This window comes from Pseudomonas sp. ABFPK, assembly GCF_001586765.1.
Taxonomy (GTDB): domain Bacteria; phylum Pseudomonadota; class Gammaproteobacteria; order Pseudomonadales; family Pseudomonadaceae; genus Aquipseudomonas; species Aquipseudomonas asiatica.
In genome coordinates this window covers 57,699-84,050 of the sequence record NZ_LQXW01000019.1, presented here as the reverse complement: position 1 = coordinate 84,050, position 26,352 = coordinate 57,699, and the positions used below count along the sequence as shown (strand labels likewise).

Below are 26,352 nucleotides of genomic sequence, written 5' to 3'. Positions count from 1 at the left end.
AATGCCCCCCCTGCGTCGCTGCGCTCCGACTGCCCGGCCGGATGGCCGTGGAACAGGTGGCCAGATGGCCGTGGAATGCCTGGCCAGATGAGAGCGGACTGGGTGGCCGGATGGCGTGGAATCCGCAACTTGTGCGATGACCATCATCCAGCTGACAGGGAACACAAATGAACAATCCGAAAACTGAAGTACTGACCCCATTCAACAGCCAGCTGATCTTCATCGATCAGCAGCCACAGATGGCCTTCGGCGTCCAGAGCATCGACCGCCAGACGCTGAAGAACAACACCGTGGGCCTGGCCAAGGCAGCCAGGATTTTCAATGTGCCCACCACCATCACGACGGTCGAGACTGAAAGCTTCTCTGGGCACACCTACCCCGAGCTGCTCGCCGTCTTCCCCGACGCTCCGCTGCTGGAGCGAACCTCCATGAACTCCTGGGATGACCAGAAGGTGCGTGACGCGCTGAAGAAAAACGGGCGCAACAAGATCATCGTTTCCGGCCTGTGGACGGAGGTGTGCAACACCACCTTCGCGCTGTCGGCGATGAACGATGCCGGCTATGAAATCTACATGGTTGCCGACGCCTCCGGTGGCACCACCAAGGAAGCCCACGACTACGCCATGCAGCGCATGATTCAGGCAGGCGTGGTTCCGGTGACCTGGCAACAAGTGCTGCTGGAGTGGCAGCGCGACTGGAAAAACCGCGATACCTACGATGCCGTCATGGCACTGGTGAAAGAACACTCCGGCGCCTACGGCATGGGTGTCGACTATGCCTACACCATGGTGCACAAAGCACCAGAGCGCGTTCAACACGGCCCAACCCTCGCCCCGGTTGCTGCTGTCTGACCATTGCCAGCCCCTGCCTCCAGGGGCTGTTCATTGACCCGCTGATGGATACGCCGGCTGGCTGAGCCAGGCCATCGAATCGAGCGTTATCGTCTGTAGCCCGCCCGAGGCTGCATTGGCCTGCCCTGCCCACTCGATACGTGCGTGCCCACTTCATTGATTAATGGATTTGTATGAACAGCGATCACTGCACTGTGCTGGCGACTGTCGCACTGAAAACGACCGGGCTCCTCAAGCCCTGGCAGGTCACGACTGCCAAGAGGTTGATGCTGGAGAACCTGGACACCGGCATAACGGTTACGGAACTCGCCCAAGCCTGCTCGCTGTCGCGTAGCCATTTCACACGAATGTTCAGGGATACCCTGCATGTGCCCCCGCAGCAGTGGATGCGTGAACAACGGTTGCGCAAAAGCAAGGAACTACTGGGGGGCTCGGGAATGATGCTCGCTGAGATCGCACTGGAGTGCGGTTTCTGCGATCAGTCCCACTTTTGTCGCACATTCGTGAAGGCCGAGGGGATGTCGCCGCAGGCTTGGCAGCGACAAGCGTCCATTCAAACTGAGTCTTTGCTCAATCAAGGAGCACATCTGTACTCTTCCGACGGTACGGCAGCAATCTACCTCTGAATAAATGCTGAGTATCACGAGCGGTACCGCGCTAGCTTTGTCAGGCATCGACAGCCTGCTGCAGCCCTCCTCCCAGCGGCAATTCATATGATTTCTTCACCGTACGCACCACCAACGTCGAGGAATAAGTGCGAATCGGAATATCCCGGTAAGTGTCGAGAAACCGGTAGATATAGTCGGTGTACTCGGTGGCGTCGCGAAACTTGGCAACCATCACGAAATCGAACTCGCCCGTCATCAGGTAACAGTCCTGAATCTCCGGGTGGCTGGCCAGGATGTGCTGCATCTTGCGGTCAATGTCGTTGCTGTCGCGGTCCAGCTTCACCAGAAAGAAGGCAGTCACCTGAATGCCAAGCTTGCGCTCGTCCAGTATCGCGACCTTGGCCTTGATGATGCCTGCGCTCTCCAGGCGCCTGATACGCCGGTAGCAACTGGTGGAAGACAGCCCAACGCTGTCGCTGAGCAACTCCAGATTCTGGCTGCAATCCTTTTGCAGCTTTCCCAGAATCTTCAGATCCATGGCGTCTGTCATTTTTCACGTGTCTTCCCTGAAAAACTGCAATGAATCCGCCGCAAGGACGCGCCAATTTGCACGATTCCCTGCGCGCCAGCTCTTTACCATCAACTGAGCTTAGCAGCCCGGCCGAATATGGCCTGCGGGGCGCATGAGAGGGACCTTATGATCATCGCGAAACCGACATGGACCGCGGACATCCACGGCCTTTTTACCGCTCCCTACTGGATCCCCGCTGCGCAGCGCGCGGCCGTGGCAGCCTCCTGGACCGGGTGCATGAACGCCTATTTCGTCTACCTGGACGACCCGGACTCGGTCAAAACCTGGTCAGAAACCATCTACCAGCACCTGGCCTCGCGCAACATGCCGCTGACCCTCGACCAACAACAGTTCTGGCCGATCGATGCGCTGGAAACCTTCAGGTTGTGGGTCAACCAGGGCTGGCGCCTGAACGCCGATTCTCCCTTCGATCTGGCCGAACGCATCCCACCACCGGACCTGCCCCAATCGGTCAGGCGGGTGAGAAAGGACATCCGCGCCCTGACCCTTGAGGAACTGAACCTGTACCGCGCCCGCCTGGACGATGTAATGCAGGTGGGCGACCCCGACAGTGGTTCGCCCTGGCAACGTTACGCCTACATCCACACCAACTGGTGCCTGCATTATCAGGAGGCGTTTGCCCTCTGGCACCGGGCCTACCTGTTGTATCTGGAACAACTGATCGACTGTGCCATTCCCTATTGGGACTGGATGGCCGAAGACGCCAGCGTCGACGGCAGCCCCCAGGCCGGCCTGCCCCAGGCTTTTCTCGATGAAACCTATGTGCACCCCCACACCGGCGAAACCCGGCCCAACCCCCTGCGTTACGCGGCCGCCAAGGATGGTTGTTCGAAAGTGTGCGCCAGCGGTGCGGTCAAAGGGGTGGACTGCCGGTATGTGCAGCGCGACCGGTTGTTCTACACCCACGGTGACGACTCGCGTTCGGAGCGCACCCGTTTGTTCGGCATGAGCCGGATTTTCCAGCAACAGGTGGTGGATGCCCTGAAGTTCACCACCTTCAGCCAACCACAGGGTGTGCCCGGTTATCCGTGGGCCAACATCCCGGTGTTCGACCCGCCCCAGAAGGACAGCCTGTACCCCAATCGTGCCCTCAACTTCGACGGCCTGTACGAGCAACCCCACGACAACTATCACGGCTGGATCGGCGGCGACATGGCCGACAACGCCTACACCGCCTTCGACCCGGTGTTCTGCTCCTACCACGCCAACATCGATCGCATGCTCGAGGTATGGATCAGGGCCAACCCCGGGGCGCAATTCACCACGCAGTGCCTGCTCCAGCCGTTCTCCGGTCACGATGCCACGCAGCTCACATTCACCAGCGCCGACGCCTGGCGCTACACCACCATCGGCGACATGGCCCAGGACAGCCGGCACATCGGCTACGACTACGGAGTGCCGGTGGCCCCACAGTTCGGTGCGCCCAAGGCGGCCACCGGCGCCTGCTGCAAGCACAGCGCAACAGCCGGGCCTGCCGCGGGCAACGCCGCAGGGCCCGGGCCGTGGGTGGTGTTCGATCATGTGCGCTGCACCCATGACACCTATCTGATCGATGTCTTTCTCGACCAGCCCGACGCTGCCACGCAGCACATCAGCGCCGACAACCCCCATTACGTGGGGCGCTTCAGCCGTATCGGCATGGGGCTGGTGGACGACAAGGGCCGATGCATCACCCACGGCGTGTCCCGCGCACTGAATGCGGCCCGCAACGCCGCTGCGCTGGGCCTTGCCCGCGGCGACGCGGTGCAGTTGTCGCTGGTGGTGACCCACCTCGACAGCGGCCGCGTGCTGACGCCTGACGAATACATGACCTTGCCCGGTTTCATCGCCCAACTGGTGTGGGACGACCCGCGCCAGACCCTCGCCGGCCCGCCCCCGGTCGCCGGCTGCTGCTCTGCTTCCACCTCACGCACATCAGGAGAACCGACATGAGCACGCCCTTCAAGCAGTTCACCTCTCCCGCCGGCCAAGCCCCCAAGGACTACAACAAGCTGGGCCTGGAAGACCAGTTGCCGCAGTTTGAAACCGACTGGAACAACAACCTCACCGGCTGGACCGAATCGTCGATCATCGGCAACCCCTGGTCGGGCCTGAACGACGCCCCCCGCTCGGGTTACTACAACCCGCTGGTGGAAGGCTTCGGCGACGTGACCGCCCCGGCGATCACCTGGGCGCCCTTCCCCAACCGGCTCTGGACGTTCTTCTACAACAACGGTGCGGCGGTCATTCCCCAGCTGGGTGGCAAGGCCATGACCCTGGACCAGGTGATGGAGTTGACCGACCACGGCCAGATCACCCTCGACAACACCCTCTACATGCTCTACGACCCCAACAAACAAGGTACCGTGCTGCAACTGCCGGCCAAGCGCTGCCCGAGCATCGACTGGAACGGCAAGTACACGGCGTTCTCGCCTTCCGGCCCGCGGGGCTGGCTCGACGAGTACTGCGAGTGGTCGATCGTACGCGATGCCAACGGCAACATGCGCAAGATCACCTTCACCTGCGAAAACCCCGCGTACTTCCTGACCATGTGGCGCATCGACCCGAACGCAGTGCTGGGCCTGTACCGCGACTACATCGACCCGAACGTGCAACTCGAAGACCTGTACCTGCGCTACACCGTCGACTGCCCGACCGGCAAGGCCGGCGACCCGGTCATCGACCCCACCACCGGCAAGCCGGCCTATGACACCGTCAACAAATGGAACGCCGGAACGGCCTGTGTGCCCGGCCAGTACGGCGGTGCGATGCACCTGACCTCCGGCCCCAATACCCTCAGCGCCGAGGTGTACCTGGCCGCCGCCGCCACCATCCTGCGCCCGGTGAGCAGCAGCCAGAACGCCCAGTCGTTGATCTGCTGCGCGCAGTACGGGCAGAACTATCGCAACTCTGATCCGCACATCGGTTTCATGGCCAATACCACGGCGGTGAACAACCGACTGTCGCTGACCAACCCCATTGGCCTGTACTTGCAGCAGCCCACCGATTTCAGCGCCTGGAAGGGCCCGCAAGGCCAGGACGTGAGCCAGTACTGGCGCATCACGCGTGGTACGGCCAAGTCGGCTGCCAACGGTTCCGACCAGATCCTGCAGGCGGTGTTCGAGGTGCCGGAAAGCGCCGGCTTCTCGATCAATGACATCACCATCAACAACCAGAAGGTCAACTATGTGTGGGTCATCGCCCAACAACTGCTGGTCGGCCTGAGCGTCACCGTCAAGCCGCTCAGCGCCACGCCACAAGCATTCCCATGCGTGCAGGACCGGGTGGCCGGCCTGCAACCCTGGCCAGTGCAACTGCTGCCGCTGGACCTGTTCTACGGGCAATCCCCCACCGACCTGCCCGCCTGGCTTGCACCGGGTAGCAGCAACCAGTTCGTGCTGGTGGTGCAAGGTGCCGACCCGACTACCACGGCGCAGAATGCAAGGGTGCAATTCTCCAACCCTGGGGTGACGGCGCAGGTCACCCAGTACCTGCCCGACGCATCGGCCATTCCTGGCCAGACCAACTCGGGCGGCACCCAGGCCTACATTCTGACCATCACGGTCAGCCCCTCCGCAGCACCCGGCCTGGTGGCAGTGCGTGCCCTCAACCCAGGTGAAGACGTTAACGTGAGCGCGACAGACCACCCTTGGGAGTCTGGCCTGGCACTGGTGCCTGGCGCCTGAGCCACGCCACTTACGCCACTTACGCCCTTCTACCGCCGCACCTTCGGGTGCGGCTTCACAGCTTGCAAGGAGCGCAATGATGTCCAGGTCACGCTTGAGTCTTCTGTCGCTGCTGTGCGGCATTCTACTGTGCCTGTCGACCCCGCAACCCGCCACGGCGGCCACGCTGTCGGACGCCGATACCTGTGTACAGCAGCAATTGGTGTTCAACCCGGCCAGCGGGGGATTCCTGCCGGTCAACAACTTCAATGCCACCAGCCAGGCGTTCATGAACTGCTTTGGCTGGCAGTTGTTCATTGCCTTGAACTGGCCGGTGAACCCCGGTTGGCCAGCCACCGCCAGCCTGGCGGGTGAACCCGACATGCAAAGCACGCTGGCGCAGTTCGGGGTCCCCTCTGCACCGGGTCAGCCCATGAGCGTGGCCCCGGTATGGGCCAGCTACAAGGACGCCAACGACATCTTCCTGCCCGGCGCACCCACGCCTACCGGCTGGGGCGTGCAAACCCTGGTGCCGTCCGGCTGCAGCACCCAGGGTAGCCTCAAGGCGCTCAAGGTGGGCGCACGCAAGTTCATGAACGCCACCTCCGAAGGCGCGATCAATGCCTTGCACGGTTTCCACCTGTCGACCGGGACACTTGCGTCCATTCCTGACCCGGTCATGGAGGCGTCCGGCGGCTGGCTGACGGACCAGGCGGGAAAACTGGTATTTTTTGAGCGCAAGGTGGGCAAGGCCGAGTTCGACTACATCGTCGACAAGGGGCTCTACGACGCTGCCAACCAGTTGAAGGTCGCGCAAAACCTCGACGGCCAGACACCGGAGGGCCTGTCGCTGCCCATCGGCGAACCGATGCGCTCACTGCCGACCTCCCCAGTGCCACAGGAGCAACTGGGCGCGATCGAGCTCAAGGCCGCCTGGCGGGTGCTGACCGGCAAACCCGAGCTGTTCGGGCGCTACCTGACTACCGTCGCCTGGCTCAAACGCCCCGACACGCTGGAGTGCACCCAGGAGGTGGTGGGGCTGGTGGGCCTGCATATCATCAACAAGACCCAGGCTTCGCCCAACTTCATCTGGACCACCTTCGAGCAGGTGGACAACGTGCCCGAACCGGCCCAGGTCCCGCCGCAACAAACCCCGCCAAACGGGTTTGCCTTCAACAACCCTGACTGTGGCGACGGCCCCGAGTGCACACCGAACCAAGCCCGTATCCAGTGCAAGCAAACGCATCCCGACAAGGACTGCACCGATCTCTTCCCACGCGACCAGCCGGTACAGACCACCCGCGTACACCCCGTGCCCGGCGACCTGCAAGCCCTCAACAGCGCGGTACAAGCCAACTTCGCGCAGCACAGCCAAGGCAAGTCGGTGTTTCAGTACTACAAGCTGATCAACGTACTCTGGACCCTCGCCCCCAATCCGCCCAGCCCGGAACCGGGCGCCAACGCGCAAGTGCCGCTGTCGTACGGGCCGTTCATCAGCCAGGGCAACGTGCCGGTGGCCAACACCACCATGGAGACCTACGTGCAGGGTGATGACTGCAATCAGTGCCATCAGTACGCGACGATTGCCGGCAGCCCGTCATTGGCCTCGGATTTCTCTTTCCTGTTCAACAGTGCCGGCTCCGCCAGCAACAAAAGCCTGATCAAAAGCGTCAAAGCCTTCGAAACCCTCAAGGACCGCCCCTGAACCGTAAAAGGGGCGATCACCGATCGCCCCGAACAGGGATTCGCAGATGGCGCTGCCCTTCAGGCACCTTCCTGTTCACACACCAAAATCTCGTACCCCTGAAATTCATGCGTTTAGTCAGCTAGCCAAATATTCCTTGCATACCGCGCGAACGGGCCTCGGTCATAACAGTACACACAGATCTTCCTGTGTCTGACCCGAGGTAAGCGATCATGGCAAACAATCAAGACAAAGGTGGCAACCAGGGCAATGCTGACACCGGCATGGGCAACAATACTGCCGGGGCTGGCCAGCAAGGCGGCCAAGGTTCGGGGGGGCGGATGCCCGGTCAGCAGCAAGGTGGCAGCCAATCCGGCCAAAAACCTGAGGACAAGATGAACAAGGACTGGGAACGTTCCCGTGATACGGGCAGCCAGGGCGGCCAGGGTACAACCGACAAGCAGAACCAGAACCTGCAAGACAAGGACCGCATGGGTGGTCAGCAAAACCAGGCAGATGATCAGCAGCAGTGGGATAAAGAGCGCTGATAATCAGCAGCAGGCATCAGGGTGATTGCTGCCCTGATGCCACCTCCATGGTACGGGAGGGGCATGATGAACAACGCCAGAGAACGACACTCGACCGTCATTTGCCTGCAAGCAGGACGCATCCTTTTCGTGCGCAAGCAAGGCGCTGAATGGGCGTTGCCAGGCGGGAAGATTGACCCAGGCGAGCACCACCTGGATACAGCGCAGCGCGAGCTGATGGAGGAAACTTGCCTACCCTTCAATGGTGCTCGATTCCTCAACCATTACGTGCTCGCAGGTGAGGAGCACTACCTCTATCAGCTGCCTGTTGAAGCGGGAGCAAAGCCTGCTGCAGATCACGAGATAGTCGAGTGCCGCTGGTTCACTGCCCCAGAGCTTCACGAAGTTCGGGTCAAGCCGTCCAACATCGAGTTGCTTGAACGAGAGCACCTGCTTCCTGTGTAGTGGATCGGAGCCAGAAAGCGCACATCCACAGGGCTCCGTGCGTTGTCATTCAACCAATACGACCCGCCGGGCATCTCTTCGCACGGCTTGAGGCGGGACACCAAAACCACGAATGAACACCTCCCGCATGTGCCGACGGTCCCTGAACCCGGTTTCCTTCGCCACCACATCCAGGCTGTGGCGACTCTGCTCGATCATCAGGCGGGCAGCCTCGAGACGCAGGCTTTCCACAGCCTTGGCGGGTGACTGACCTGTCTCGGCAGTGAAAACGCGGGTAAATTGTCGGGGGCTCAAATGCACGGACTCGGCGAGCTCTTCGACACTCAATGGACGGCTCAAATGCTTGCGCGCGTAATCCAGGGCGTTTTGTATCCGATCAGACTTCGGCGAAAGCGCCAGCAACTCGGAATGCTGCGATTGCCCTCCGGAGCGGCGCTGATGCATCACCAGCTTGCGTGCCACTGACCTGGCCATCTCGGTTCCCAGGTCTTTTTCCACCATACCCAGTGCCATGTCCAGGGCGGCGGTCATCCCGGCGGACGTCCAGATCTGCCCGTCCACAATGAAGATTCGGTCTTCTTCCACTTCGATCTTCGGGTGCAGTTCACGCAACTTTTTCGCATAGGCCCAATGTGTCGTGGCCCGCCGGTTGTCCAGCACGCCTGCCTGGGCCAACACGAAACAGCCGGTGCACAGACCGGCAGTGCGTCGAGCGCCATCGACAAAGCCTCTGACGCTGGCCAGCACTTCCTCGCCTGGCGGAGTCAGCGGCGTCAGGGTTCCCGTGATCATCCAGGTATCAGCCAGACCAGGAGCGCCCAACGGCAGCGTGTCCATGTACATGCCCAGGGAAGAACGCACCGTGCCGCCGCCGATGGAAAAATTCTGGATCTTGTAAACCGTTTCGCCCGCGACAATGTTCGCGAACTCGAACACGGCCTGCGTCGCCAGCGACATGATCTGGAAACCTTCGGTGATGAGATAGCCGACCCGGTGCATGGTTGGAGCTCCACATTGGATGTCCTGAAAACGTACCATATGTGTCGTTTAAGACAAAGGCGACCTTCTGCATCATGGGCTCCACATCCAACAACGGAGCATGACCATGAAGCAGCAATTCAAAGGCACTGCCCTCATCACTGGCGCCTCTACCGGCATCGGTTCGATCTACGCAGAACGCTTGGCGCGTCGGGGTTACGACCTGGTGCTGGTGGCCCGCAACCGGGAGCGCCTCAATACGTTGGCCAGCCGGCTGACTACGGAAACCCGGCAGAACGTGGAGGTGTTTCCGGCAGACCTGGCAAACACGGATGACCTGGCCAAGGTAGAACGCAAATTGCGCGAGGACGCCAGTATCAGCCTGCTGGTGAACAACGCAGGCATAGGCACCCACACCAGCCTGCTGGAAAGTGATGTCGAGCGCATGGCTGAAATGATCACCCTCAACCTCACCGCCCTCACCCGCCTCACCTACGCGGCCATCCCCGGATTTGTCGCCCGTGCGCAAGGCGCCGTGATCAACATCTCGTCCGTTGTCAGCCTGGCGCCGGAGCTGCTCAATGGTGTGTACGGTGGCAGCAAGGCGTATGTCACCGCCTTTACCCAGTCCCTGCACAAGGAGCTTGCGGACAAAGGCATAAGGATCCAGGCAGTGCTGCCAGGAGCCACCGCCACCGACTTCTGGCAGATCGGCGGCTTGCCGGTCGAAAACCTTGATCCGGGTATCGTGATGTCGGCCCAGGACCTGGTGGACGGTGCCCTGCAGGACTTTGACGACGAGGTACTGATCTCTATCCCCTCGATGCATGACCTGAAGTCCTTCGAACGCTACGAGGCCAGCCGGCAAGCCCTGTTCGGCCAGCTGTCCAGCAATCAGCTTGCCCCTCGCTACAACGCCAACTGAACAATGCAAGGAGACGGATCATGAAACTTAGCGCAAACACCATTTTCATTACCGGCGGTACCTCAGGCATCGGCCGCGCCCTGGCCGAGGCATTCCACCAACGTGGCAATAAAGTGATCGTTGCGGGGCGCCGTCAGGCACTGTTGGATGAAATCGCCCAGGCCAACCCGGGGATCGATACAGTGCGCCTGGACATCAATGATCCGCAGCAGATCAAGGAGGTGGCCCAGGATGTGATCCGCCGCCATCCTGCATTGAACGTGATCATCAACAATGCCGGCGTCATGCCGTTCGACAATCCGGCTTCCGGGGACCTCGACGACGAACAAGCAGTGAGCCTGCTGCAGACCAACCTGCTCGGCCCGGTGCGCGTCAGCGCAGCCTTCGTCGAGCACCTCAAGCGCCAACCGGATGCTTGCATCATCAACAACAGTTCGGTTCTGGCCTACCTGCCGCTGGCGGCCACCGCCTTGTATTCGGCGACCAAGGCTGCCATCCACTCCTACTCACTGTCGCAGCGGTTCAGCCTGCGTGACACCAGCGTCAAGGTACTGGAAATTGCGCCACCTTGGGTGGACACCGATCTGATTCACAAGAGCGGTGATGAGCGCGCCATGCCGCTGGATGATTTTATCCAGGAAACCTTGGTCAAGCTCGAATCCGCAACCACGGAAGTCCTGGTGGATCGTGTCGTCCCGCTGCGTGCCAACCAGGGCCTGAACGAACACGAACTGATTCACCAGTTCAACCTGGCGCTGGTTGAGAACCCGATCCCTGTTGCCTGAACCCAATTCCCGAATCCCGACAACGTTGCGCAGTCTGTTGGCAACGTTCCACCACAAGGCTGCCGATTGCTGCCGCCCGGTCCAAGGGAGCCCTTTCAACCCGGGCGGCAGCTAGCCGATTTTCAGCGAAACGCGGAAAGTGTTCCGGCAATAGCCCGGTTTTTCAGGGGGGCCGACACGATTAGCCTGTTACCACTGTTTACCTGAAAGGTCACATCCCAATGAAAGCAATCGTCTACGACACCCCCGGCCTCCCGATCCAGGATTCCCGATCGTTGTACGAGCACGAACTGCCCAAACCCACGCCCGGCGCCAGGGACCTGTTGGTGGAAGTCAAAGCTATCGCAGTAAACCCGGTCGATACCAAGGTCAGAGCCAGCCGCGGCGGCGCCCATCCCCAGGTGTTGGGATGGGATGCCGTGGGCGTCGTTCGCGAGGTCGGCGCCGAGGTGTCGTTGTTCCAGCCTGGCGACGAAGTGTTCTACGCCGGCGCGATCGACCGCCCGGGCACTTACAGCGAGTTTCACCTGGTCGACGAACGCATCGTCGGGCACAAGCCTCGTACTCTGGACAATGCCAGTGCCGCAGCCTTGCCGCTGACGTCCATCACCGCCTGGGAGCTGCTGTTCGACCGCCTGGGTGTTGAGGAAAATGGCGGCGCTGGCAAGAGCCTGCTGATCATCGGTGCCGGCGGCGGGGTTGGTTCGATCCTGGTACAGCTTGCACGCAAGCGTACCCAGCTCAAGGTGATCGGTACCGCGTCGCGGCCTGAAACCCAGGCCTGGGTCAGCGAACTCGGGGCACATCACGTCATCGACCATTCGGCATCCTTTGCGCTGCAACTGGAGCAACTCCAGCTCAACCCAGTGGATTACGTGATCAGCCTGACTCACACCGATGCGTACCTCGCGCAGATCGTCGAAGTCCTGCGCCCACAGGGCAAGCTCGCGCTGATCGATGACCCTGAGCATCTTGATGTCGTGCCGTTCAAGCGCAAATCGCTGTCGGTGCACTGGGAGCTGATGTTCACACGCTCGCTGTACCAGACCGAGGACATGATCAAGCAGCACCATCTGCTGGAAAAAGTCTCGGCGCTGGTCGACGAAGGGGTCATCAAGACCACCGTTGGCGAGCACTTCGGCAGCATCAATGCCAGCAACCTCAAACGCGCCCATGCCCTGATCGAAAGCGGCAAGGCAAAAGGCAAGATTGTCCTGGAAGGCTTCTGAGCATTCATCCAGTCAAGGTAACCAAGGCGGGGCCATGAGCCCCGTCAGCTTATCCATCAGCAGCGATGAGCTGCTCGAATCGCTCCGCCAGAAACGCTCTGAGCACCTGCACGGCAGGTGTGAGCGAGGTTCGATGAGCGCACACCAGTTGCAACGGCGCAGGTTGGCCGTAATCCCAAGGAAACAACTCGACCAGCCGCCCAGCGCGTATGTCCGCCAGAACGTCCAGCCTTGATTTGTAAACGATCCCCAATCCTTCAACACCCCAGCGCCGAACGACATCGGCGTCATCGCTCAAGCGGTCGCCTGTAACCTGGACGGTCTTGATTCCATCGGGCAAATGGAAGCTCCATCGCTCGTAAGTCTGCTCGCCCATCACATAGCGCAGGCAATTATGCCTGCCCAGGTCTTCCAGAGCGTCTGGCGCCCCATGTCGTGCCAAGTATCGAGGTGAGGCGCAGACCGTTCTGCGATTCCCTGGGGCGAGCATCAGTGAAACGAGGCTGGAGTCTGCCAGTTGCCCATACCTGATACTCGCATCCAGTTGCTGGCCGACAAGGTCGGCCACCTGATCGCTGACCCGCAGTTGCAGCGTCACCTTGGGGTTCAACCGCTGGAAATCGTCGAGCCAGGGCAGCAACAGATTCCTGCCAATATCCGAAGGGATGGACAGGCGAAGTGTACCCGCGATCTCATCTCGCCCTTCGGTCAGCGCCACCTCACCGGCGTCCAGTGCGTCCAAGGCCTGACGGGCATGGGGCAGATATCGCTCACCATCATCCGAGAGCCGCAAACGCCTCGTGGAGCGCACGAACAACCTGGCACCCAGGCTGCTTTCCAGTCGCTGGACAGCCCCGCTGGCCAAGGCCGGTGAAATATCCAACAACCTGGCCGCTGCCGAGAAGCTGCCGGCAAAGGCTGTTGTGACGAAGACCTGAAGATCATCAAACCGAACTGTTTTCTTCACTGTGGCGAATTCTTGACCTGGCGCGTAGGCCAAAGCGTAGCGACATTGCGCAGCCATTCCCAGCCTGGGCCTACAACATTCGTGATGAGCCGCCAGCCCTCTGCGCAGGCAGAGGGGCCGGCGACGCACATCCCACGGGATCAGGAATTGAAGCCCAACCCTGAGGAAAGGTCGGAGTTTCCGGGCTTGCGCTCTGCCTGTGTAGACGCTTTACCACCCACCTGATCGAACGACTCTTCGACCGACGCCTTCACCTCGCGGCCCTTGGCCTTGAGTGTGTCGGTCAAACGATCACTGCTGGCGCCCATCAGCTGGTCTTCCTTGCGGGTAGTGGGTAATGCGGCCCCCAATGCCGCACCCAGTGCTATGCCCAAAGCGGCCAATACCAGAGGTTGCTCCTGAAGCAGGTGATCGAACTGGCCCTTCAGTGCCGTGGCCTGATCTGCGGCCTTGTGTGCCGAATGGCGCAGGGTATCCGCGGAAGCCCCCACGGAGTCGCGGGCGCCGCTGCCAAGGTCGCTGGCCCGATCGCGCATGTCATGGGCTTTCATGCGCACCTTCTGGCTGGCGTCGTGCACTGCCTCCCCCGCCTGCGCGAAAGCGCCCTTCACCGTGTCCACCGCGTCGCCGAGCTTTTCGCCCAACCCAGGCCCATGGTGCGCAGGCCCGGGGTTGAAGGGGCGGTTCTGGTTCAGGCCCAGCCAGGCCAGGCCCAATACCGTCAGGGTTGCGGGTACGGGGTTGTTCTTGAGGGTGGTGCCAAGGTTCTCGAAGAACTCGCCGCCATTGCCCTTGGCATAGGCCAGGACCCGGTCGACCATCTGGCCCGGGCTCAGGCGCTGTTCGAGGGCGTCCACCAGATCGCTGATGTGCTCGCGCTTGGCGTTGATTTCCTGCTCGAGCAAGTCCGGGTCCTTGTGCGCTTCATGTTCGAAGGAAGTGGTCATGGCAGTTTCCTCTTCAGCGTGTCCTTGTCCTGCTGCATGGCATGCAAGGTGCGGTCAGGGGCCAGATGCGTGGGTTCGAACCGTTTCTTGCCCGACTGCAACATGATGAACCCGATTACCAAGGTGACCGCGCCCACGATCAGGGCTGCCAGCCAGGGTTCGAGCACCATCGCCAAGGCGTAGACTGCCGCCAGCAACAGGATGACGAAGCCCGCCAGCATCACGATCGCACCCGCTGCCACCGCAGCCGTGCCGGCCTTGAGGGTGGCGAGGTTCTGCTGCAGCTCTGCCTTGGCCAGCGCCAGCTCCTTGGTGAACAGGTCCGGTACTTCCCGCATCAGCTGGCGCAACAAACCGCCAACACCGACGGCGTCGTCTTCCGCCGTGTGCAAGCTCGGGGTGGTATGCAAGGGTTCTTTGTTCATCATTCTCCTCCTTTGAGTGGATCGCGTTCGAACGGGCTGCCACTGACCGGCGTGCCTGCACCAGGGCCGACTGGGTCGACTGGGGTGAAAGGTTCACGGGTGGATACGTCGCTACCACGATCAGGCACTGGCTGCGCGGGGCGGGACTGTTGCCAATCACCGGACGACGTAGGGGTGGTGGACTCATGGCTGGTGCTGGCTCGCATGAAACGCGATACGGCAAACCCGATGGCGACGCTACCGGCCAGGAATAGCGCCGGGTTGCTCCTGGCCAACTGAGCACCACGCTGCAGCAGGCTTTCGGCACTTTCATGGCGTACCTGTTCGGCAAACTCACCCACGCACTCTGCTGCCTGGTTCAGGTACTGCGACAGCCCGAGACTGTCCTTGCCTTGCAGTGCAGCTGCCGCCGAACGCGCACCTTCCTCGAGCGAATCAAGCTGATCGGCTGCGTTATCGCGGTAATGTTCGAACTGCTCGCTGCCTTTGTGCCTGGCCTCGCCAAGCAGCGCACCGGCGTCATCGATAAAGGCATGCTCCTGGGTGCTACCGGGTGGAGATGTCGAACTTTGATTGGTCTTGTCCATCGTTTCGCCCTCGAAGCTGAATGTTGGGTGAGTGCCACTTTTATTGGGGCATTCATTCGAGGGACGCAGGTAAGGCGGCAGGAGTTCAGCGTTTGTGATCTATGACATTTGTCCGGAGGACCAAAGAAAATAGCGCAATCAATCTTGGTTGCTGGTACCGGAGCAAAGGCTTTGCATGTGGCGGTAATCAGCGTTGACAACGATCGCAGCACCGCCTTGTAACGGGGTGCGGCTGTGCTGCTCACGCCAGCTGGATGAAGACCGCGTAGATACCGAGAACCATCCAGAAGACCAGGAATATCCAAGGCGTACGCAGCGAAAACAACAACGACTTGCGGTGCCCGGCCTCTGAAATTTCCGCCTCACTGAACAATGGCGATTCGTCATACGCCAGCCCCATCAATGGCTCGCTGCGCAGCAGGTGGCTCTGTTTCACTTGCCAATGCTCGATGATCTTGTAGGCCGCGCGAATACCCGGCCAGGCATTGAGTGAACTCAATACGCCCAGCAAGGCAAGAAACGGCGGAACCACCAGCGTGAACATCTCCCCCCAGCTCTGGTTGAGGTTACCCATCGACGATACGAAGGCGATCACCAGAAACGACTGCGCGGCAAGATAGGCGTCTGTGCGGTTGGCGAGGATGCTGGTCTCGTACTGGATTTCACAGCGGTAGAAATCCAGGCGCTCTTTCGGCGAACCGAACATGCGGGCGTTCTGCTCACTGATTTCGTGTTCAGGGGTGGCGGGAGTGATGATTCGCGGCACGTGCTGGCTCCTGAAAGAAAGTGAGGATGATCGTGTCTCGAAACTTGAGAAGCGAACCCATGAGCGCAAGCCTGCCTGAAGATTTCAGGCAGGCTTGCGCACAACAAGCTTCAGGTATTGCCGGTACCGCTATTGGAGAACTTCTTTACATCAATGGTCGGTGCGACGAACTCCGGCCCGTCGCCCGATACCCGCCAGCGCACATTGTTGATGCCGTAGCGCTCAGCCATCGGCCGGCTGACCTTCTTGATCTTGTGCTGGCCGAACCGTGGAATGATACCCACGCCGGCATCGCAACTTGCCCAGTGCCAGGCTTCGGCGTTGTCCATACGCTCGAGCCGGATGATGAAGGTGCGAAATTCCCCATGAAGCTCGTACTCGATCACATACAACTGCTGTCCAGCCATTGCACTCTCCTTCACCAATTCAGACTAATGGAGCGAGCAACGTGTAAAAAGATTCATTAATTTTGACTGGTTGGTCATCGCTCTTTTCCATCGCCATGCTTCCATCACTTCCTCAGCGCAAATGCCGCTCCAGAGCCAGTGCATTGGCTGTCGCAGCACCGGAGGCGGTGTTGTCGAAAATGCACCAGGTGGGCACTCCGGCGGCAAGGCTGTACCGCAAGTGTTCAGCCAGACGCTGCAGATATTCGTCGGGATACTCGCTGTGGTAGATCCTCGGTTCACCATGCAGGCGCCAGTAGACCAGCCCCGGCCAACCTCCCGGTTGCGCATCGGTAACGAAGCGCGACGGGCTCGCGGCAACCTGGGCGATACGCAAATCGACCAGCATCGGCTGCGCCGATTGCCAGCTGGCGTGCCTGGGCTCCAGCGCTACCGGCCCGTCATACCGTTGCCGCAGGCTTTCGAAGAAACGTCGCGCATGCTGGGGGTCATGGCCAAGCGATGGGGGCAGTTGTACCAGCAGGCAACCCAGGCGGTCGCCCAACTGACCGCATTGAGCAAGAAACCTGTCCAGCGCCTCCTCGCACCCGCAGAGCCGCTGCTCATGGCTGATGGCCTTGGGCACCTTCACCGCAAAGCGGAAATGCTCTGGTACGGACGCAGCCCAACGGGCGTAGGTTTCGGGGCGATGGGGTCGGTAGAAGGAACTGTTGATTTCCACCGCATTGAAGCGGCTGGCGTAGCGTTGCAGGTGGCTGCCGGGCTGCGCAAATGCCTCGACGTAACGGCTCGACAGGCTCCAGCCAGCGCAACCCAGATGAATCATTCAACTACCTGCTGGTTCGCCACGCAACGCCTCGCCCTCACCCGCGACGCGCCGGGCATACCCAACACCCCACAGCAGCGCCCGCCTCATGGTTTCCCCTGCGCGCTGGTCGTAGATCCGTTCGTATAGCACCGAACCGTCGGTGCGATAGACACCGATGAACAACTGCGTGGCGCCTGTGCGTGACAAGCGTGTCTGCACCTCCAGGCAGGTGCCGGTGCCGAGCGTTTCCTCATGGGTTTGATGGTGCAGGATCGGGTCGCACCACTGTCTGTAGGTTTCACCTCTTCGTTTCATCTGCCAGCCCTCACCTTTTCATGGCTGCTGATAATGCCCCGGCGATGTGCCTGGCTCATGGTCGTGCTCCAGACGCTGCACCTGCACGTCAGTGAAAGATGACGCTTCGTTGCGGTGCAGGCCCTGGAGGTAATCGCGCGCTGCTTCGCGGCTCAGGTCCTCCTGGTCGCTGCGCAACTCGCAGGTGCCGGGTTGGTTGTCGAGGATGTAGCTGATCAGGTACAGGTACTGGGCCATCGCTGTAACTCCTGCTGGCTGAATGAAATCGGACGACTCAGCTCGATTGATCCTGGCTTGAGTGCAGCCGTTCAGCAGCGACGACGACCGGCTCAGGAACTCATCGCCAGGCGGTGATCAGGACGCCACGCGTGCCGTTGACCGGGTCTTGTGCGGGGCCGGGCACGGAAGCGATTCGCGCCAGCGCCTGATGGTGCGCTGCGCTTTCTGGGCGCTGGATATCGTAGTTTTCCTGCCCCTTGGGATAGGCGCCGACCACCAGAAAATCATCGCTGCTCTCGACACAGCGATGGCCAGTTCCTGCCGGCAGTACCAGTACGTCGCCGCACTTCACGCTTATTGTCTGCCCCGCTTCGCCGCCCAGCGTCACCCGCGCCCGGCCGCATGCGATGCCCAGAACTTCATGAGCATTGGGGTGGAAGTGATGGTAATCGAAGATCCCGCCGCGCCACAGCGGCACCCACTGGTGTGCGGTGAACAGCGCCTCGAAGGCACTGGCGCAGTCCTGCGACGGGTTGAGTTGCAAGCGGTACAGCAATACCGGGAAACGGCTGTTCGGTGTTGCACCGTCGTCCTTGAAATACAAGGTCTGCACGGTGGCACCCGCAGTGTCTGTCGCATTCATGTCGAGCGTCCTGATCCTGTTGTCCGTTCACTTGCGAACCCGATGGCTCATGCAAGGTTCCAGTCGGTAGACCAGTGCGCACACGCTTGAAACTTTCCCGATCCGAGCCAAGTCCAGACCCCTATCGGTCACAGGACGGGAGAAGGCAATGACCAGCACGGTAGGCGACTTTCTGGTGGAACGCTTGTATCAATGGGGGGTGCGGCGCATCTTCGGCTACCCCGGCGACGGCATCAACGGAGTATTCGGGGCGTTGAGCCGGGCCGAGGGCAAGATCCAGTTCATCCAGGCACGCCACGAGGAAATGGCGGCCTTCATGGCCAGCGCCCATGCCAAGTTCACCGGCGAATTGGGCGTGTGCATTGCCACCTCCGGCCCCGGCGCTTCACATCTGCTCACCGGCCTGTATGACGCGCGCATGGATCACCAGCCAGTGCTGGCCATCGTCGGTCAGCAGGCCCGAGCAGCGCTTGGGGGGCATTACCAGCAGGAGCTGGACCTGCTGTCGATGTTCAAGGACGTCGCAGGTGCCTTCGTCCAGCAGGCTTCGACCCCGGAACAGGTGCGCCACTTGCTCGATCGCGCTGTACGTACCGCCGTCGGCGAACGCCGGGTCACCGCCATCATCCTGCCCAACGACCTGCAGGACCTGCCCTACCACGAACCACCGAAAGCCCATGGCACGGTGCATTCCGGCATCGGCTACAGCAGGCCCAGGGTGGTGCCTTTCGAGCAGGACCTGCAACGTGCCGCCGAGGTACTCAACGCCGGACGAAAAGTGGCGATCCTGGTCGGTGCCGGTGCACTGCAAGCCTTCGAACAGGTGATCGCGGTAGCTGAAACGCTTGGTGCAGGCGTGGCCAAGGCGCTGCTGGGCAAGGCCGTAGTGCCAGACGACCGGCCATGGGTCACCGGCGCCATCGGGCTGCTAGGTACCGAACCGAGTTATCGGTTGATGAGCGAATGCGACACCTTGCTGATGATCGGTTCCGGCTTCCCCTACGCCGAGTTCCTGCCTGAGGAAGGCCAGGCCCGTGGCGTGCAGATCGATTTGCAGCCAGACATGCTCAGTCTGCGCTACCCCATGGAGGTCAACCTGGTCGGTGACGCCAGCGAAACGCTGCGGGCACTGCTGCCATTGCTCGAACACAAGACCGAGCGCCGTTGGCGCGACAAGGTTGAAGGCTGGCGCGCAGACTGGGACAAGACCCTGCAGAAACGCGCCTTGGTCAAGGCCGACCCGATCAACCCCCAGCGCGTGGTGCACGAACTCTCCCCTCGCCTGCCCGACCACGCCATCGTCACCAGCGACTCCGGGTCCTGCGCCAACTGGTTTGCCCGCGACCTGCAGATACGCCAGGGCATGCAGTGCTCGTTGTCCGGCGGCCTGGCCAGCATGGGCGCGGCGGTACCCTATGCCATCGCCGCCAAGTTCGCCCATCCGCGGCGCAGCGTGGTGGCATTGGTGGGTGACGGGGCGATGCAGATGAACAATCTGGCCGAGCTGATCACCGTCGCCAAGTACTGGCGCCAATGGGAAAACCCCCAGTGGATCTGCGCTGTGTTCAACAACGAAGACCTCAACCAAGTGACCTGGGAGCAACGAGTAATGGAGGGCGACCCCAAGTTCGAGGCCTCACAGGCGATTCCTGATGTGCCCTACCATCTGTTCGCCATCTCCATCGGCTTGCAAGGCATCTATGTGGAACGCGAAGAAGACATTGCTGGCGCCTGGGAGCGAGCCCTGGCGGCTGACCGACCGGTGTTGATCGAGTTCAAGACCGATCCGGACGTTCCTCCCTTGCCGGCGCACATCAAGCTTGAACAGGCAAAGAAGTTCGCCAGCAGCCTGATCAAGGGCGACCCGGACCAGGCTGGGGTCATCGTGCAGACGGCCAGGCAAGTTCTCGGTTCGGTATTGCCGGGCAAGAAATGATAGGTGGGCGGCACTGGCAGCAACCAGCCCCGCCGGCACCCGGCCAACTACACTCAGTCGACACACGTCTGCGCAGAGACAGCAATCATGCCTACGCAAACCGCAATCGTGTTCGCTGGCGGCGGCAGTCTGGGTGCAGTCCAGGTGGGGATGCTGCGGGCCCTGGTCGAAGCCGAAGTCCAGTTCGACATGGTGGTTGGCGCCTCGGTAGGCGCCATCAACGGTGCCTACTTTGCAGCGAGGCCCAACGCTCAGGGTGTCGAGACACTCGCCGAATTCTGGCGAGGCCTGAGCAGAACCGACATCTTTCCCTTGTCCTGGCTCGATACCTGCCGAGGCCTGCTCAAACGTCGTGGTTTCCTGCTGCAACCAGCGGCCTTGCATCGATTGCTTGGCAAGGCGCTGCCGATCCATCGCATCGAGGATGCGAAACTGCCCCTGCATATCGTCACCACCGACCTGCTAAGTGGTGCCGAGACAGTGCTGTCCAATGGCGAGCTCGAGCAAGCGCTACTGGCCAGCGCCGCGATACCGCTGGTGTTCCCTTGCGTGCAGATCGGCGGCCAGTTCCTGGTGGATGGCGGTGTGGCAAGCAACACGCCTATTTCGACTGCCGTAGCGCTGGGCGCCAGCAATGTCGTGGTAATCCCCACCGGGCTCAGCTGCGCCTTGACTCAACCGCCCCGCGGCCTTGTCGCCTTGGCCTTGCACACTGTCAACCTGATGAGCATGCGCCAGCTTGTGAGTGACATCGAACACTTCCGCACGCTCACCAGCCTGCATATCGTTCCGCCCTTGTGCCCGGTCGATGTCTCGGTATTCAACTTCGACCAGACCGAGTCGTTGCTGGAGCGGGCCTATGAGCAGACGCTTCGGTGGCTGGACCACGGCGGGCTCGAACGGACCAAGGTGCCGGGTGCCCTGACCGTTCACTCGCATGCCCATGAGCATTGAATGATGTGGACAGTTCGGGGCCTTACACATCTGCCCGGCGAAACACCAATACCCTTGAAACAGTGGTTTGGCATACGGCATCGTCCTGATTGAGCGTGATGCTCTCAAGGACAGCGAAGCCCCGGTCAGGCTTGGACTTCGACGCGGCAAGCTCCCTTATGGTTGTGGTCACTCGCAACAGGTCACCTGGTCGCACGGCCCTTGGCCAGCTGATTTCGCTGCCGGCGCCGATGAGCCCTCCAGCCACTGGAACACTCTCTACCAACAACCGCATCGTGACTGCGGATGTATGCCAGCCGCTAGCAGCCAGCCCAGCAAAAAAGGTTTCTTGGGCAGCATCGGGGTCCGTATGGAATGGCTGGGGGTCGAACTCCGAGGCGAAACTCAGGATCCGCTCCTGGGTCATTTCATACGAGCCGCTCATGAAGGACTCACCTACTTGCAAGTCCTCGAAAAAGAGCCTTTCAGGTGCAGAAGCCATGAGTTACCTCCGGGGTATGCAGGCAGCGGCGGCAAAGCGAACGTCTGGAACTGGCGCCAGTTTAGCCCTTCCCAACCTGCCTCCAAAAGCCACGCTCACGCTAGCGCTGCTCCCGTACGAACTCGATGAAGGCCCTCAACGCCGCAGGCACCTGGCGGCGGCTCGGATAGTACAGATACAGCCCCGGGTAGTAGTGACACCAGTCCCCCAGCACCTCCTGCAGATGGCCACGCTCCAGGTGCTCCTTGGCCATGTCTTCGAACACATAGGCCAGGCCGAGCCCTTGCAAGGCAGGCGCCAGCATCAGGCTGACGTCACCCAATACCAAGGGCCCCTGGACATCGACCTCCAGTTGCACACCCCCGCGCTCGAACTCCCATCGATAAAGTGCGCCACCAGGGAAGCGGTGCCCGATGCAAGGTAGTTGCTTCAAGTCTTGCGGGTGCTGTGGAACAGGATATCGATCGAAAAACGCGGGCGCCGCTACCACCACCGAACGAAGGTAAGGGCCGATGGGCAGCGAAACCATGTCCGCCTGGAGTCGCTCCCCCAGGCGCACGCCAGCATCAAAGCCGGTGCCCACCATGTCCACCAGCGCATCGTCACTGACGATTTCCAGGCGTATATCCGGATACGCCAGCAGAAAGCGATTGGCCAGTGGCAGTAGGGCGAGCTCTACTGCGGCGCGCCCGGCAGTGATACGCAGGTTGCCTGACGGTTTGTCGCGGAAGTTGTTGAGGTCCTCCAGCGCGTCGGCGATGTCCCGAAAGGCCGGTTGCAGCCTCTGGTAAAGACGCTCCCCGGCCTCGGTAAGCGCCACACTGCGCGTGGTGCGGTTGAACAGGCGAACATCAAGACGGGTTTCCAGAGCCCGCAGCGCATGGCTCAGGGCCGAGGGCGTAAGGCCCAGCTCGACTGCCGCGCGGCTGAAGTTCAGGTGGCGGGCAATGCACAGGAACAGGGACAGATCGGCGGTGCTGGTTGGCTTCATTACTGAAAGCTACTCAAAGGCCAATGTAATATTCATTGGATTATCACAGCAATCCGCAGATTTTAAAGTTCGCTCAACTCATCGAGAAGGCCCGCATGGTGCAGGGTCGGATACAGGAGGAGTTGACATGCGTACCTGGCTCATTACTGGCGCTTCCCGCGGTTTCGGCACCCTGATCGCCCAACAGGCCCTGGCAGCGGGTGACGCCGTCATCGCAACGGCGCGTAACCCGGAAGACATCGAGGCTCGCCTTGGCCGGCACCCGAACCTGTTGGCCGTGCGCCTGGATGTGACCCGCGAAGAGGACGCCCATGCGGCGGTCGCTGCTGGCATCAAGCATTTCGGGCAAATCGACGTGCTGGTCAACAATGCCGGTTATGGCGTGCTCGGCGCGGTAGAAGAAACCAGCGCCAGCGAAACCGAAAGGCTGTTCGCCACCAACGTTTTCGGGCTGCTCAACGTAACCCGCGCCGTACTGCCCCACATGCGTCGCCAACGCAGCGGCCACGTGATCAACATCTCGTCGCTCGGCGGCTACCAGGCCTACATGGGCTGGGGGGTGTACGGTTCGACCAAGTTCGCGGTCGAAGGCATCAGCGAAGCGATGCATCAGGAGCTGGCCCCCTTGGGGATCAAGGTGACCGTGGTCGAGCCGGGCTTCTTCCGTACCGACTTCCTGGATGACCAATCGCTGGTGAAGACAGCCTTGGAGCTGCCTGACTACGCAGCCACCGTCGGCGTCATGCGCCACCACGCCGAGGCGGCCAACCATGCCCAGCCCGGCAACCCTGCGAAGCTGGCCGAAGCCCTGCTGGCCCTGGTCAATGCAGCGAACCCGCCACTGCGCCTGGCGCTGGGCAGCGATGCCGTCGCGCGCATCGAGGCCAAGAACAGCGCGGTAGAGCAAGAGCTGGCCCAGTGGCGGGACCTGTCGCTCTCTACCGACTTTGCCGCGTAGCCGTCGCTGGCGTGCCAAACCTGAACCGGGGGCGCCGGTTCAGGTTGTCAGTGGCATTGAACAGCCGCCTCGACAATCAGCTGGACCAGGAGCGTAACCTGCACGCTCAAGGCAACGTTTGCAGGGTGAACCAGGCCAATGAAGCGGTCGACCTGGCGCCCACCAAATGACGAGCGATCGTAGCGCAGCCATCTTCCGAGTGATTGAAAGCGGGACTACCACGCTGAACGTGCTAGGCAATGCAATCGCACCACTGGTGATTGCCCGTTGGGAGGGGGGTCAGTTGAAGCCATCCCGGAGTGAGGCGCCCAGCGGAGGTTGATGGGCCTATTTAGTACCCGTTCTCATAGAACAACACATGAATCATTGATTTAGCAGGGCCCTGTGGGAGCGGGTTCACCCGCGAACACCGGCGAAGCCGGTGCCAAGCACCGCATTGGATTCTTCGCGGGTAAACCCGCTCCCACAGCGGTACGCGAAACACCCGCATGCTCAGTTTTCAGCGAGACAGCGCATGCCTTCAGTGCTCACGAACTAACGCAGCAAGGCCAACATGCTCGCAGCGTCGCTGCACTCGAACTTGCCGGGTGCTTCGACCGCAATGTGCCTGACCACCAAGTCGTCGACCAACATGGCATAGCGTTGCGAACGCCGACCCATGCCGCGTGCCGATAGGTCCTGGATCAGGCCCAGCGCCTCGCTGAATTCACCATTGCCATCGCCAATCATCCTGACCGCCTCGCCCACCTGCAGGCTCGCGCCCCAGGCATTCATGACGAATGCATCATTGACCGAAACACAGAGAATTTCGGCAACCCCGGCAGCGAACAGGTCCTGGGCCGCGGCCACGTAGCCCGGTACATGCCGCTGCGAACAGGTAGGCGTGAAGGCACCAGGCAAGCCGAAGATCACCACTTTTTTCTGCTTGCAGCGCTCGTGCAGGGAAAACGCGTTCGGGCCGATTGCACAGCCGCCCTCGCCGTTGCTGTACTGGTAAAGCGTAACGTCGGGCAGTGTATCGCCGGTCTTGATCATCGTTTTCTCCGTGGGACGGTAAATGGCCAGGCATGATGCAGCATCCACCAAGGTGCGTACATACAGCGGTCTGGCCTGGAAAGCTGGATGTCAGCTACCACGACGCGCCTCAAGCCACTGGAACAACCCCATGCCAACCAGCATCGCAGCTACGAACAGCCAGGCCTGCCAGTACCCTGCAGGCAGCAGCACCAGGGCCGGCCCCGGGCAGATGCCCGCAAGCCCCCAGCCAATGCCGAATACCAGGCTGCCGCCGATAAGGCGGCGGTCCACATCACGTCGGCCAGGCAATTGCATCGCCCCACCCAGCAGGGCCGTTGGATGACCGCTCGCCCAGCGCATCGGTATCCATGCTGCGGCAATCGCCCCGATCATCACCAGCGCCAATGAAGGGTCCCATTGCCCGGCAATGTCGAGGAAACCGAGCACCTTGGCAGGGTCGGCCATGCCTGCAAGCAACAACCCCACGCCGAACAGCAGCCCGGCGATGAAACCACTGAACACTGGCATGTCAGGCCCCTTGTACGAGATGGCGGACCACATACACCGTGGCAAAACCGGTGGCCATGAAGCACAGCGTTGCCACCGCCGAACGGGGTGACAGGCGCGACAGGCCACAGACGCCGTGGCCGCTGGTACAACCGCTGCCGTAGCGCGTCCCCAGCCCTACCAGAAGGCCCGCCGCGATGAGCGTCCACGATGCCGTGGTGAAACGGGCTGACGGCAGCGTGGCAAATATCCCCCAAAGCAACGGGGCTGCCAGCAGCCCCAAAAGAAAGGCAAGCTTTTCTCTGCGCCCTTCCCCGCCTCGCTGCAGCATCGAACCGAGCAAACCACTGATTCCTGCAATACGGCCATTCACCACCGCGAACAGCCCAGCCCCCAGCCCGATCAACACACCACCAGCCAGCGCGGACCATGGTGTAAAGGCCAGCCAATCAATTGCCATCGTATTTCTCCCGGAACATGAACAAGAGAACAATTAACGGTTCAGTAAGAAAGCTGAAAAATACCACGACCCTATGCCGACAACTTCAATGAGATTAGCCAGCCTATTCAAAGTACATGAAGCTGCACTTGTTTGATGCAGGTCAAATTCGCGACCAGATGGCCGCCTAGACTGCAATCATCCAGGCATACCAAGGCCTCGAGGCACGTCGTATATATCCATAAAAGTGGAGTTCGCCATGCAAACGCAATTGAAGTTGGTTCTTGCTGTTGTTCTGGCCGGTAGTGCATTCATGGCGCATGCCGAAGCCAAAAATCAGGCTGCCGACGCCTCCACCAGCGCCCCAGCCGCCAGTACAACTTCCGAGTCGCCCATGCACAAGGCGATGAGCGAGCAAATGCATAAGATGCAGGTTGCTCATGACAAAGCCGCAGCCGCGAAGACCCCTGCCGAGCGCCAGGCCGCCATGCGCGAGGGCATGAAGACAATGAAGGAGAGCATGGCCATGCTGCACCAGCAACATGCTGCGGGCTGCATGGGTTCGGGCATGGGAATGTCGGGAGCCAAGGGTGGCATGGGTATGGGCGACGGAATGATGGACATGATGATGAAGATGATGGATCAGCAGTCGTCGATGATGGATATGCCCATGAAGCAGTAACCAGTACTCGCTGAT

General features: G+C 61.1%; 31 protein-coding genes. 14 read left to right on the top strand and 17 right to left on the bottom strand.

The genetic code is table 11. The annotated features are described in order from the left end of the window. Positions 1-167: 167 nt before the first annotated feature. Both WM94_RS14365 and WM94_RS14360 read left to right on the top strand, forming a co-directional pair. Complete coding sequence (locus WM94_RS14365) at positions 168-851, top strand: hydrolase (RefSeq protein ID WP_061551490.1); 684 nt, start codon at positions 168-170, stop codon at positions 849-851. A gap of 173 nt (positions 852-1,024) precedes the next feature. Further along, positions 1,025-1,477: a helix-turn-helix domain-containing protein gene (locus tag WM94_RS14360; RefSeq protein ID WP_061551489.1), complete on the top strand. Its 453-nt coding sequence runs from the start codon at positions 1,025-1,027 to the stop codon at positions 1,475-1,477. Positions 1,478-1,517: 40 nt separating this feature from the next. On the opposite strand, the gene WM94_RS14355 is transcribed toward WM94_RS14360, so the two are convergent. After that, positions 1,518-1,997: an Lrp/AsnC family transcriptional regulator gene (locus WM94_RS14355; protein ID WP_003258733.1), complete on the bottom strand. Its 480-nt coding sequence runs from the start codon at positions 1,995-1,997 to the stop codon at positions 1,518-1,520. 159 nt (positions 1,998-2,156) lie between these two features. Between WM94_RS14355 and WM94_RS14350 the strand changes: the two genes are divergently transcribed. The 5 genes from WM94_RS14350 (at position 2,157) to WM94_RS14330 (ending at position 8,371) form a co-directional block, all read left to right on the top strand. Beyond that, positions 2,157-3,983, top strand: a complete 1,827-nt coding sequence (locus WM94_RS14350; protein ID WP_177328653.1) for a tyrosinase family protein — start codon at positions 2,157-2,159, stop codon at positions 3,981-3,983. Beyond that, positions 3,980-5,716, top strand: coding sequence for a hypothetical protein (locus tag WM94_RS14345; protein WP_039613408.1), 1,737 nt, complete (start codon positions 3,980-3,982; stop codon positions 5,714-5,716). Before WM94_RS14350 ends, WM94_RS14345 begins: the two co-directional genes overlap by 4 nt. A gap of 79 nt (positions 5,717-5,795) precedes the next feature. Further along, on the top strand, positions 5,796-7,400 hold the full coding sequence (locus WM94_RS14340) for a hypothetical protein (protein ID WP_061551488.1): 1,605 nt from the start codon (positions 5,796-5,798) through the stop codon (positions 7,398-7,400). Between the two features lie 212 nt (positions 7,401-7,612). Further along, positions 7,613-7,927 (top strand): hypothetical protein, encoded by a 315-nt coding sequence (locus WM94_RS14335; protein ID WP_061551487.1) that lies wholly within the window; start codon positions 7,613-7,615, stop codon positions 7,925-7,927. Between the two features lie 66 nt (positions 7,928-7,993). Next, the gene (locus WM94_RS14330) at positions 7,994-8,371 is read left to right on the top strand and encodes an NUDIX domain-containing protein (RefSeq protein WP_024087115.1); all 378 of its coding nucleotides are present in this window, start codon (positions 7,994-7,996) and stop codon (positions 8,369-8,371) included. 45 nt (positions 8,372-8,416) lie between these two features. Here WM94_RS14330 and WM94_RS14325 read toward each other — a convergent pair whose 3' ends face one another. Then, entirely contained in the window at positions 8,417-9,370 is a 954-nt protein-coding gene (locus WM94_RS14325; protein WP_023663297.1) for a GlxA family transcriptional regulator, read from the bottom strand. Between the two features lie 106 nt (positions 9,371-9,476). Between WM94_RS14325 and WM94_RS14320 the strand changes: the two genes are divergently transcribed. The 3 genes from WM94_RS14320 (at position 9,477) to WM94_RS14310 (ending at position 12,288) form a co-directional block, all read left to right on the top strand. Further along, the gene (locus WM94_RS14320) at positions 9,477-10,274 is read left to right on the top strand and encodes an SDR family oxidoreductase (protein WP_061551486.1); all 798 of its coding nucleotides are present in this window, start codon (positions 9,477-9,479) and stop codon (positions 10,272-10,274) included. 20 nt (positions 10,275-10,294) lie between these two features. Then, on the top strand, positions 10,295-11,059 hold the full coding sequence (locus WM94_RS14315) for an SDR family oxidoreductase (RefSeq protein WP_015270282.1): 765 nt from the start codon (positions 10,295-10,297) through the stop codon (positions 11,057-11,059). A gap of 221 nt (positions 11,060-11,280) precedes the next feature. After that, entirely contained in the window at positions 11,281-12,288 is a 1,008-nt protein-coding gene (locus WM94_RS14310) for a zinc-binding alcohol dehydrogenase family protein (RefSeq protein WP_061551485.1), read from the top strand. Between the two features lie 49 nt (positions 12,289-12,337). Here WM94_RS14310 and WM94_RS14305 read toward each other — a convergent pair whose 3' ends face one another. The 10 genes from WM94_RS14305 to WM94_RS14260 form a co-directional block, all read right to left on the bottom strand. Next, on the bottom strand, positions 12,338-13,312 hold the full coding sequence (locus WM94_RS14305; RefSeq protein WP_082810573.1) for a LysR family transcriptional regulator: 975 nt from the start codon (positions 13,310-13,312) through the stop codon (positions 12,338-12,340). Positions 13,313-13,395: 83 nt separating this feature from the next. Then, on the bottom strand, positions 13,396-14,202 hold the full coding sequence (locus WM94_RS14300; protein ID WP_023663296.1) for a DUF3618 domain-containing protein: 807 nt from the start codon (positions 14,200-14,202) through the stop codon (positions 13,396-13,398). Beyond that, on the bottom strand, positions 14,199-14,627 hold the full coding sequence (locus WM94_RS14295; protein ID WP_003258743.1) for a phage holin family protein: 429 nt from the start codon (positions 14,625-14,627) through the stop codon (positions 14,199-14,201). Before WM94_RS14295 ends, WM94_RS14300 begins: the two co-directional genes overlap by 4 nt. Beyond that, positions 14,627-15,214, bottom strand: coding sequence for a hypothetical protein (locus WM94_RS14290; protein ID WP_061551484.1), 588 nt, complete (start codon positions 15,212-15,214; stop codon positions 14,627-14,629). Before WM94_RS14290 ends, WM94_RS14295 begins: the two co-directional genes overlap by 1 nt. Before the next feature lie 241 nt (positions 15,215-15,455). Continuing rightward, the gene (locus WM94_RS14285; protein ID WP_061551483.1) at positions 15,456-15,980 is read right to left on the bottom strand and encodes a hypothetical protein; all 525 of its coding nucleotides are present in this window, start codon (positions 15,978-15,980) and stop codon (positions 15,456-15,458) included. Between the two features lie 110 nt (positions 15,981-16,090). Continuing rightward, complete coding sequence (locus tag WM94_RS14280; protein WP_024087113.1) at positions 16,091-16,387, bottom strand: DUF6555 family protein; 297 nt, start codon at positions 16,385-16,387, stop codon at positions 16,091-16,093. A gap of 112 nt (positions 16,388-16,499) precedes the next feature. Further along, positions 16,500-17,213 (bottom strand): DUF72 domain-containing protein, encoded by a 714-nt coding sequence (locus WM94_RS14275; protein ID WP_061551482.1) that lies wholly within the window; start codon positions 17,211-17,213, stop codon positions 16,500-16,502. Next, complete coding sequence (locus tag WM94_RS14270) at positions 17,214-17,510, bottom strand: hypothetical protein (protein WP_061551481.1); 297 nt, start codon at positions 17,508-17,510, stop codon at positions 17,214-17,216. A gap of 18 nt (positions 17,511-17,528) precedes the next feature. Then, positions 17,529-17,747: a hypothetical protein gene (locus tag WM94_RS14265; protein ID WP_013972583.1), complete on the bottom strand. Its 219-nt coding sequence runs from the start codon at positions 17,745-17,747 to the stop codon at positions 17,529-17,531. A gap of 100 nt (positions 17,748-17,847) precedes the next feature. Then, the gene (locus tag WM94_RS14260; RefSeq protein ID WP_061551480.1) at positions 17,848-18,372 is read right to left on the bottom strand and encodes a cupin domain-containing protein; all 525 of its coding nucleotides are present in this window, start codon (positions 18,370-18,372) and stop codon (positions 17,848-17,850) included. A 148-nt stretch (positions 18,373-18,520) separates the two neighbouring features. Between WM94_RS14260 and WM94_RS14255 the strand changes: the two genes are divergently transcribed. Then, a complete protein-coding gene (locus WM94_RS14255) occupies positions 18,521-20,308 on the top strand; it encodes a thiamine pyrophosphate-requiring protein (RefSeq protein ID WP_061551479.1) in 1,788 nt (595 codons plus the stop codon). Positions 20,309-20,395: 87 nt separating this feature from the next. Further along, on the top strand, positions 20,396-21,262 hold the full coding sequence (locus WM94_RS14250) for a patatin-like phospholipase family protein (RefSeq protein WP_061551492.1): 867 nt from the start codon (positions 20,396-20,398) through the stop codon (positions 21,260-21,262). A 22-nt stretch (positions 21,263-21,284) separates the two neighbouring features. Here WM94_RS14250 and WM94_RS14245 read toward each other — a convergent pair whose 3' ends face one another. Beyond that, complete coding sequence (locus tag WM94_RS14245; RefSeq protein ID WP_061551478.1) at positions 21,285-21,743, bottom strand: MaoC family dehydratase; 459 nt, start codon at positions 21,741-21,743, stop codon at positions 21,285-21,287. Between the two features lie 100 nt (positions 21,744-21,843). After that, positions 21,844-22,734, bottom strand: a complete 891-nt coding sequence (locus WM94_RS14240; RefSeq protein ID WP_061551477.1) for a LysR family transcriptional regulator — start codon at positions 22,732-22,734, stop codon at positions 21,844-21,846. A 127-nt stretch (positions 22,735-22,861) separates the two neighbouring features. Between WM94_RS14240 and WM94_RS14235 the strand changes: the two genes are divergently transcribed. Further along, the gene (locus tag WM94_RS14235) at positions 22,862-23,692 is read left to right on the top strand and encodes an oxidoreductase (protein ID WP_061551476.1); all 831 of its coding nucleotides are present in this window, start codon (positions 22,862-22,864) and stop codon (positions 23,690-23,692) included. A gap of 534 nt (positions 23,693-24,226) precedes the next feature. On the opposite strand, the gene WM94_RS14230 is transcribed toward WM94_RS14235, so the two are convergent. From WM94_RS14230 to WM94_RS14220, 3 genes are all read right to left on the bottom strand, one after another. Then, complete coding sequence (locus WM94_RS14230) at positions 24,227-24,727, bottom strand: peroxiredoxin (RefSeq protein ID WP_039613423.1); 501 nt, start codon at positions 24,725-24,727, stop codon at positions 24,227-24,229. Between the two features lie 90 nt (positions 24,728-24,817). Beyond that, positions 24,818-25,237 carry a DUF6691 family protein gene (locus WM94_RS14225; protein WP_024087109.1) on the bottom strand — a complete coding sequence of 140 codons (420 nt, stop codon included), beginning with the start codon at positions 25,235-25,237 and terminating at the stop codon, positions 24,818-24,820. A 1-nt stretch (position 25,238) separates the two neighbouring features. Further along, positions 25,239-25,676, bottom strand: coding sequence for a YeeE/YedE family protein (locus WM94_RS14220; RefSeq protein ID WP_003258763.1), 438 nt, complete (start codon positions 25,674-25,676; stop codon positions 25,239-25,241). A 238-nt stretch (positions 25,677-25,914) separates the two neighbouring features. Between WM94_RS14220 and WM94_RS14215 the strand changes: the two genes are divergently transcribed. Beyond that, the gene (locus tag WM94_RS14215) at positions 25,915-26,337 is read left to right on the top strand and encodes a hypothetical protein (protein WP_061551475.1); all 423 of its coding nucleotides are present in this window, start codon (positions 25,915-25,917) and stop codon (positions 26,335-26,337) included. Positions 26,338-26,352 lie beyond the last annotated feature (15 nt).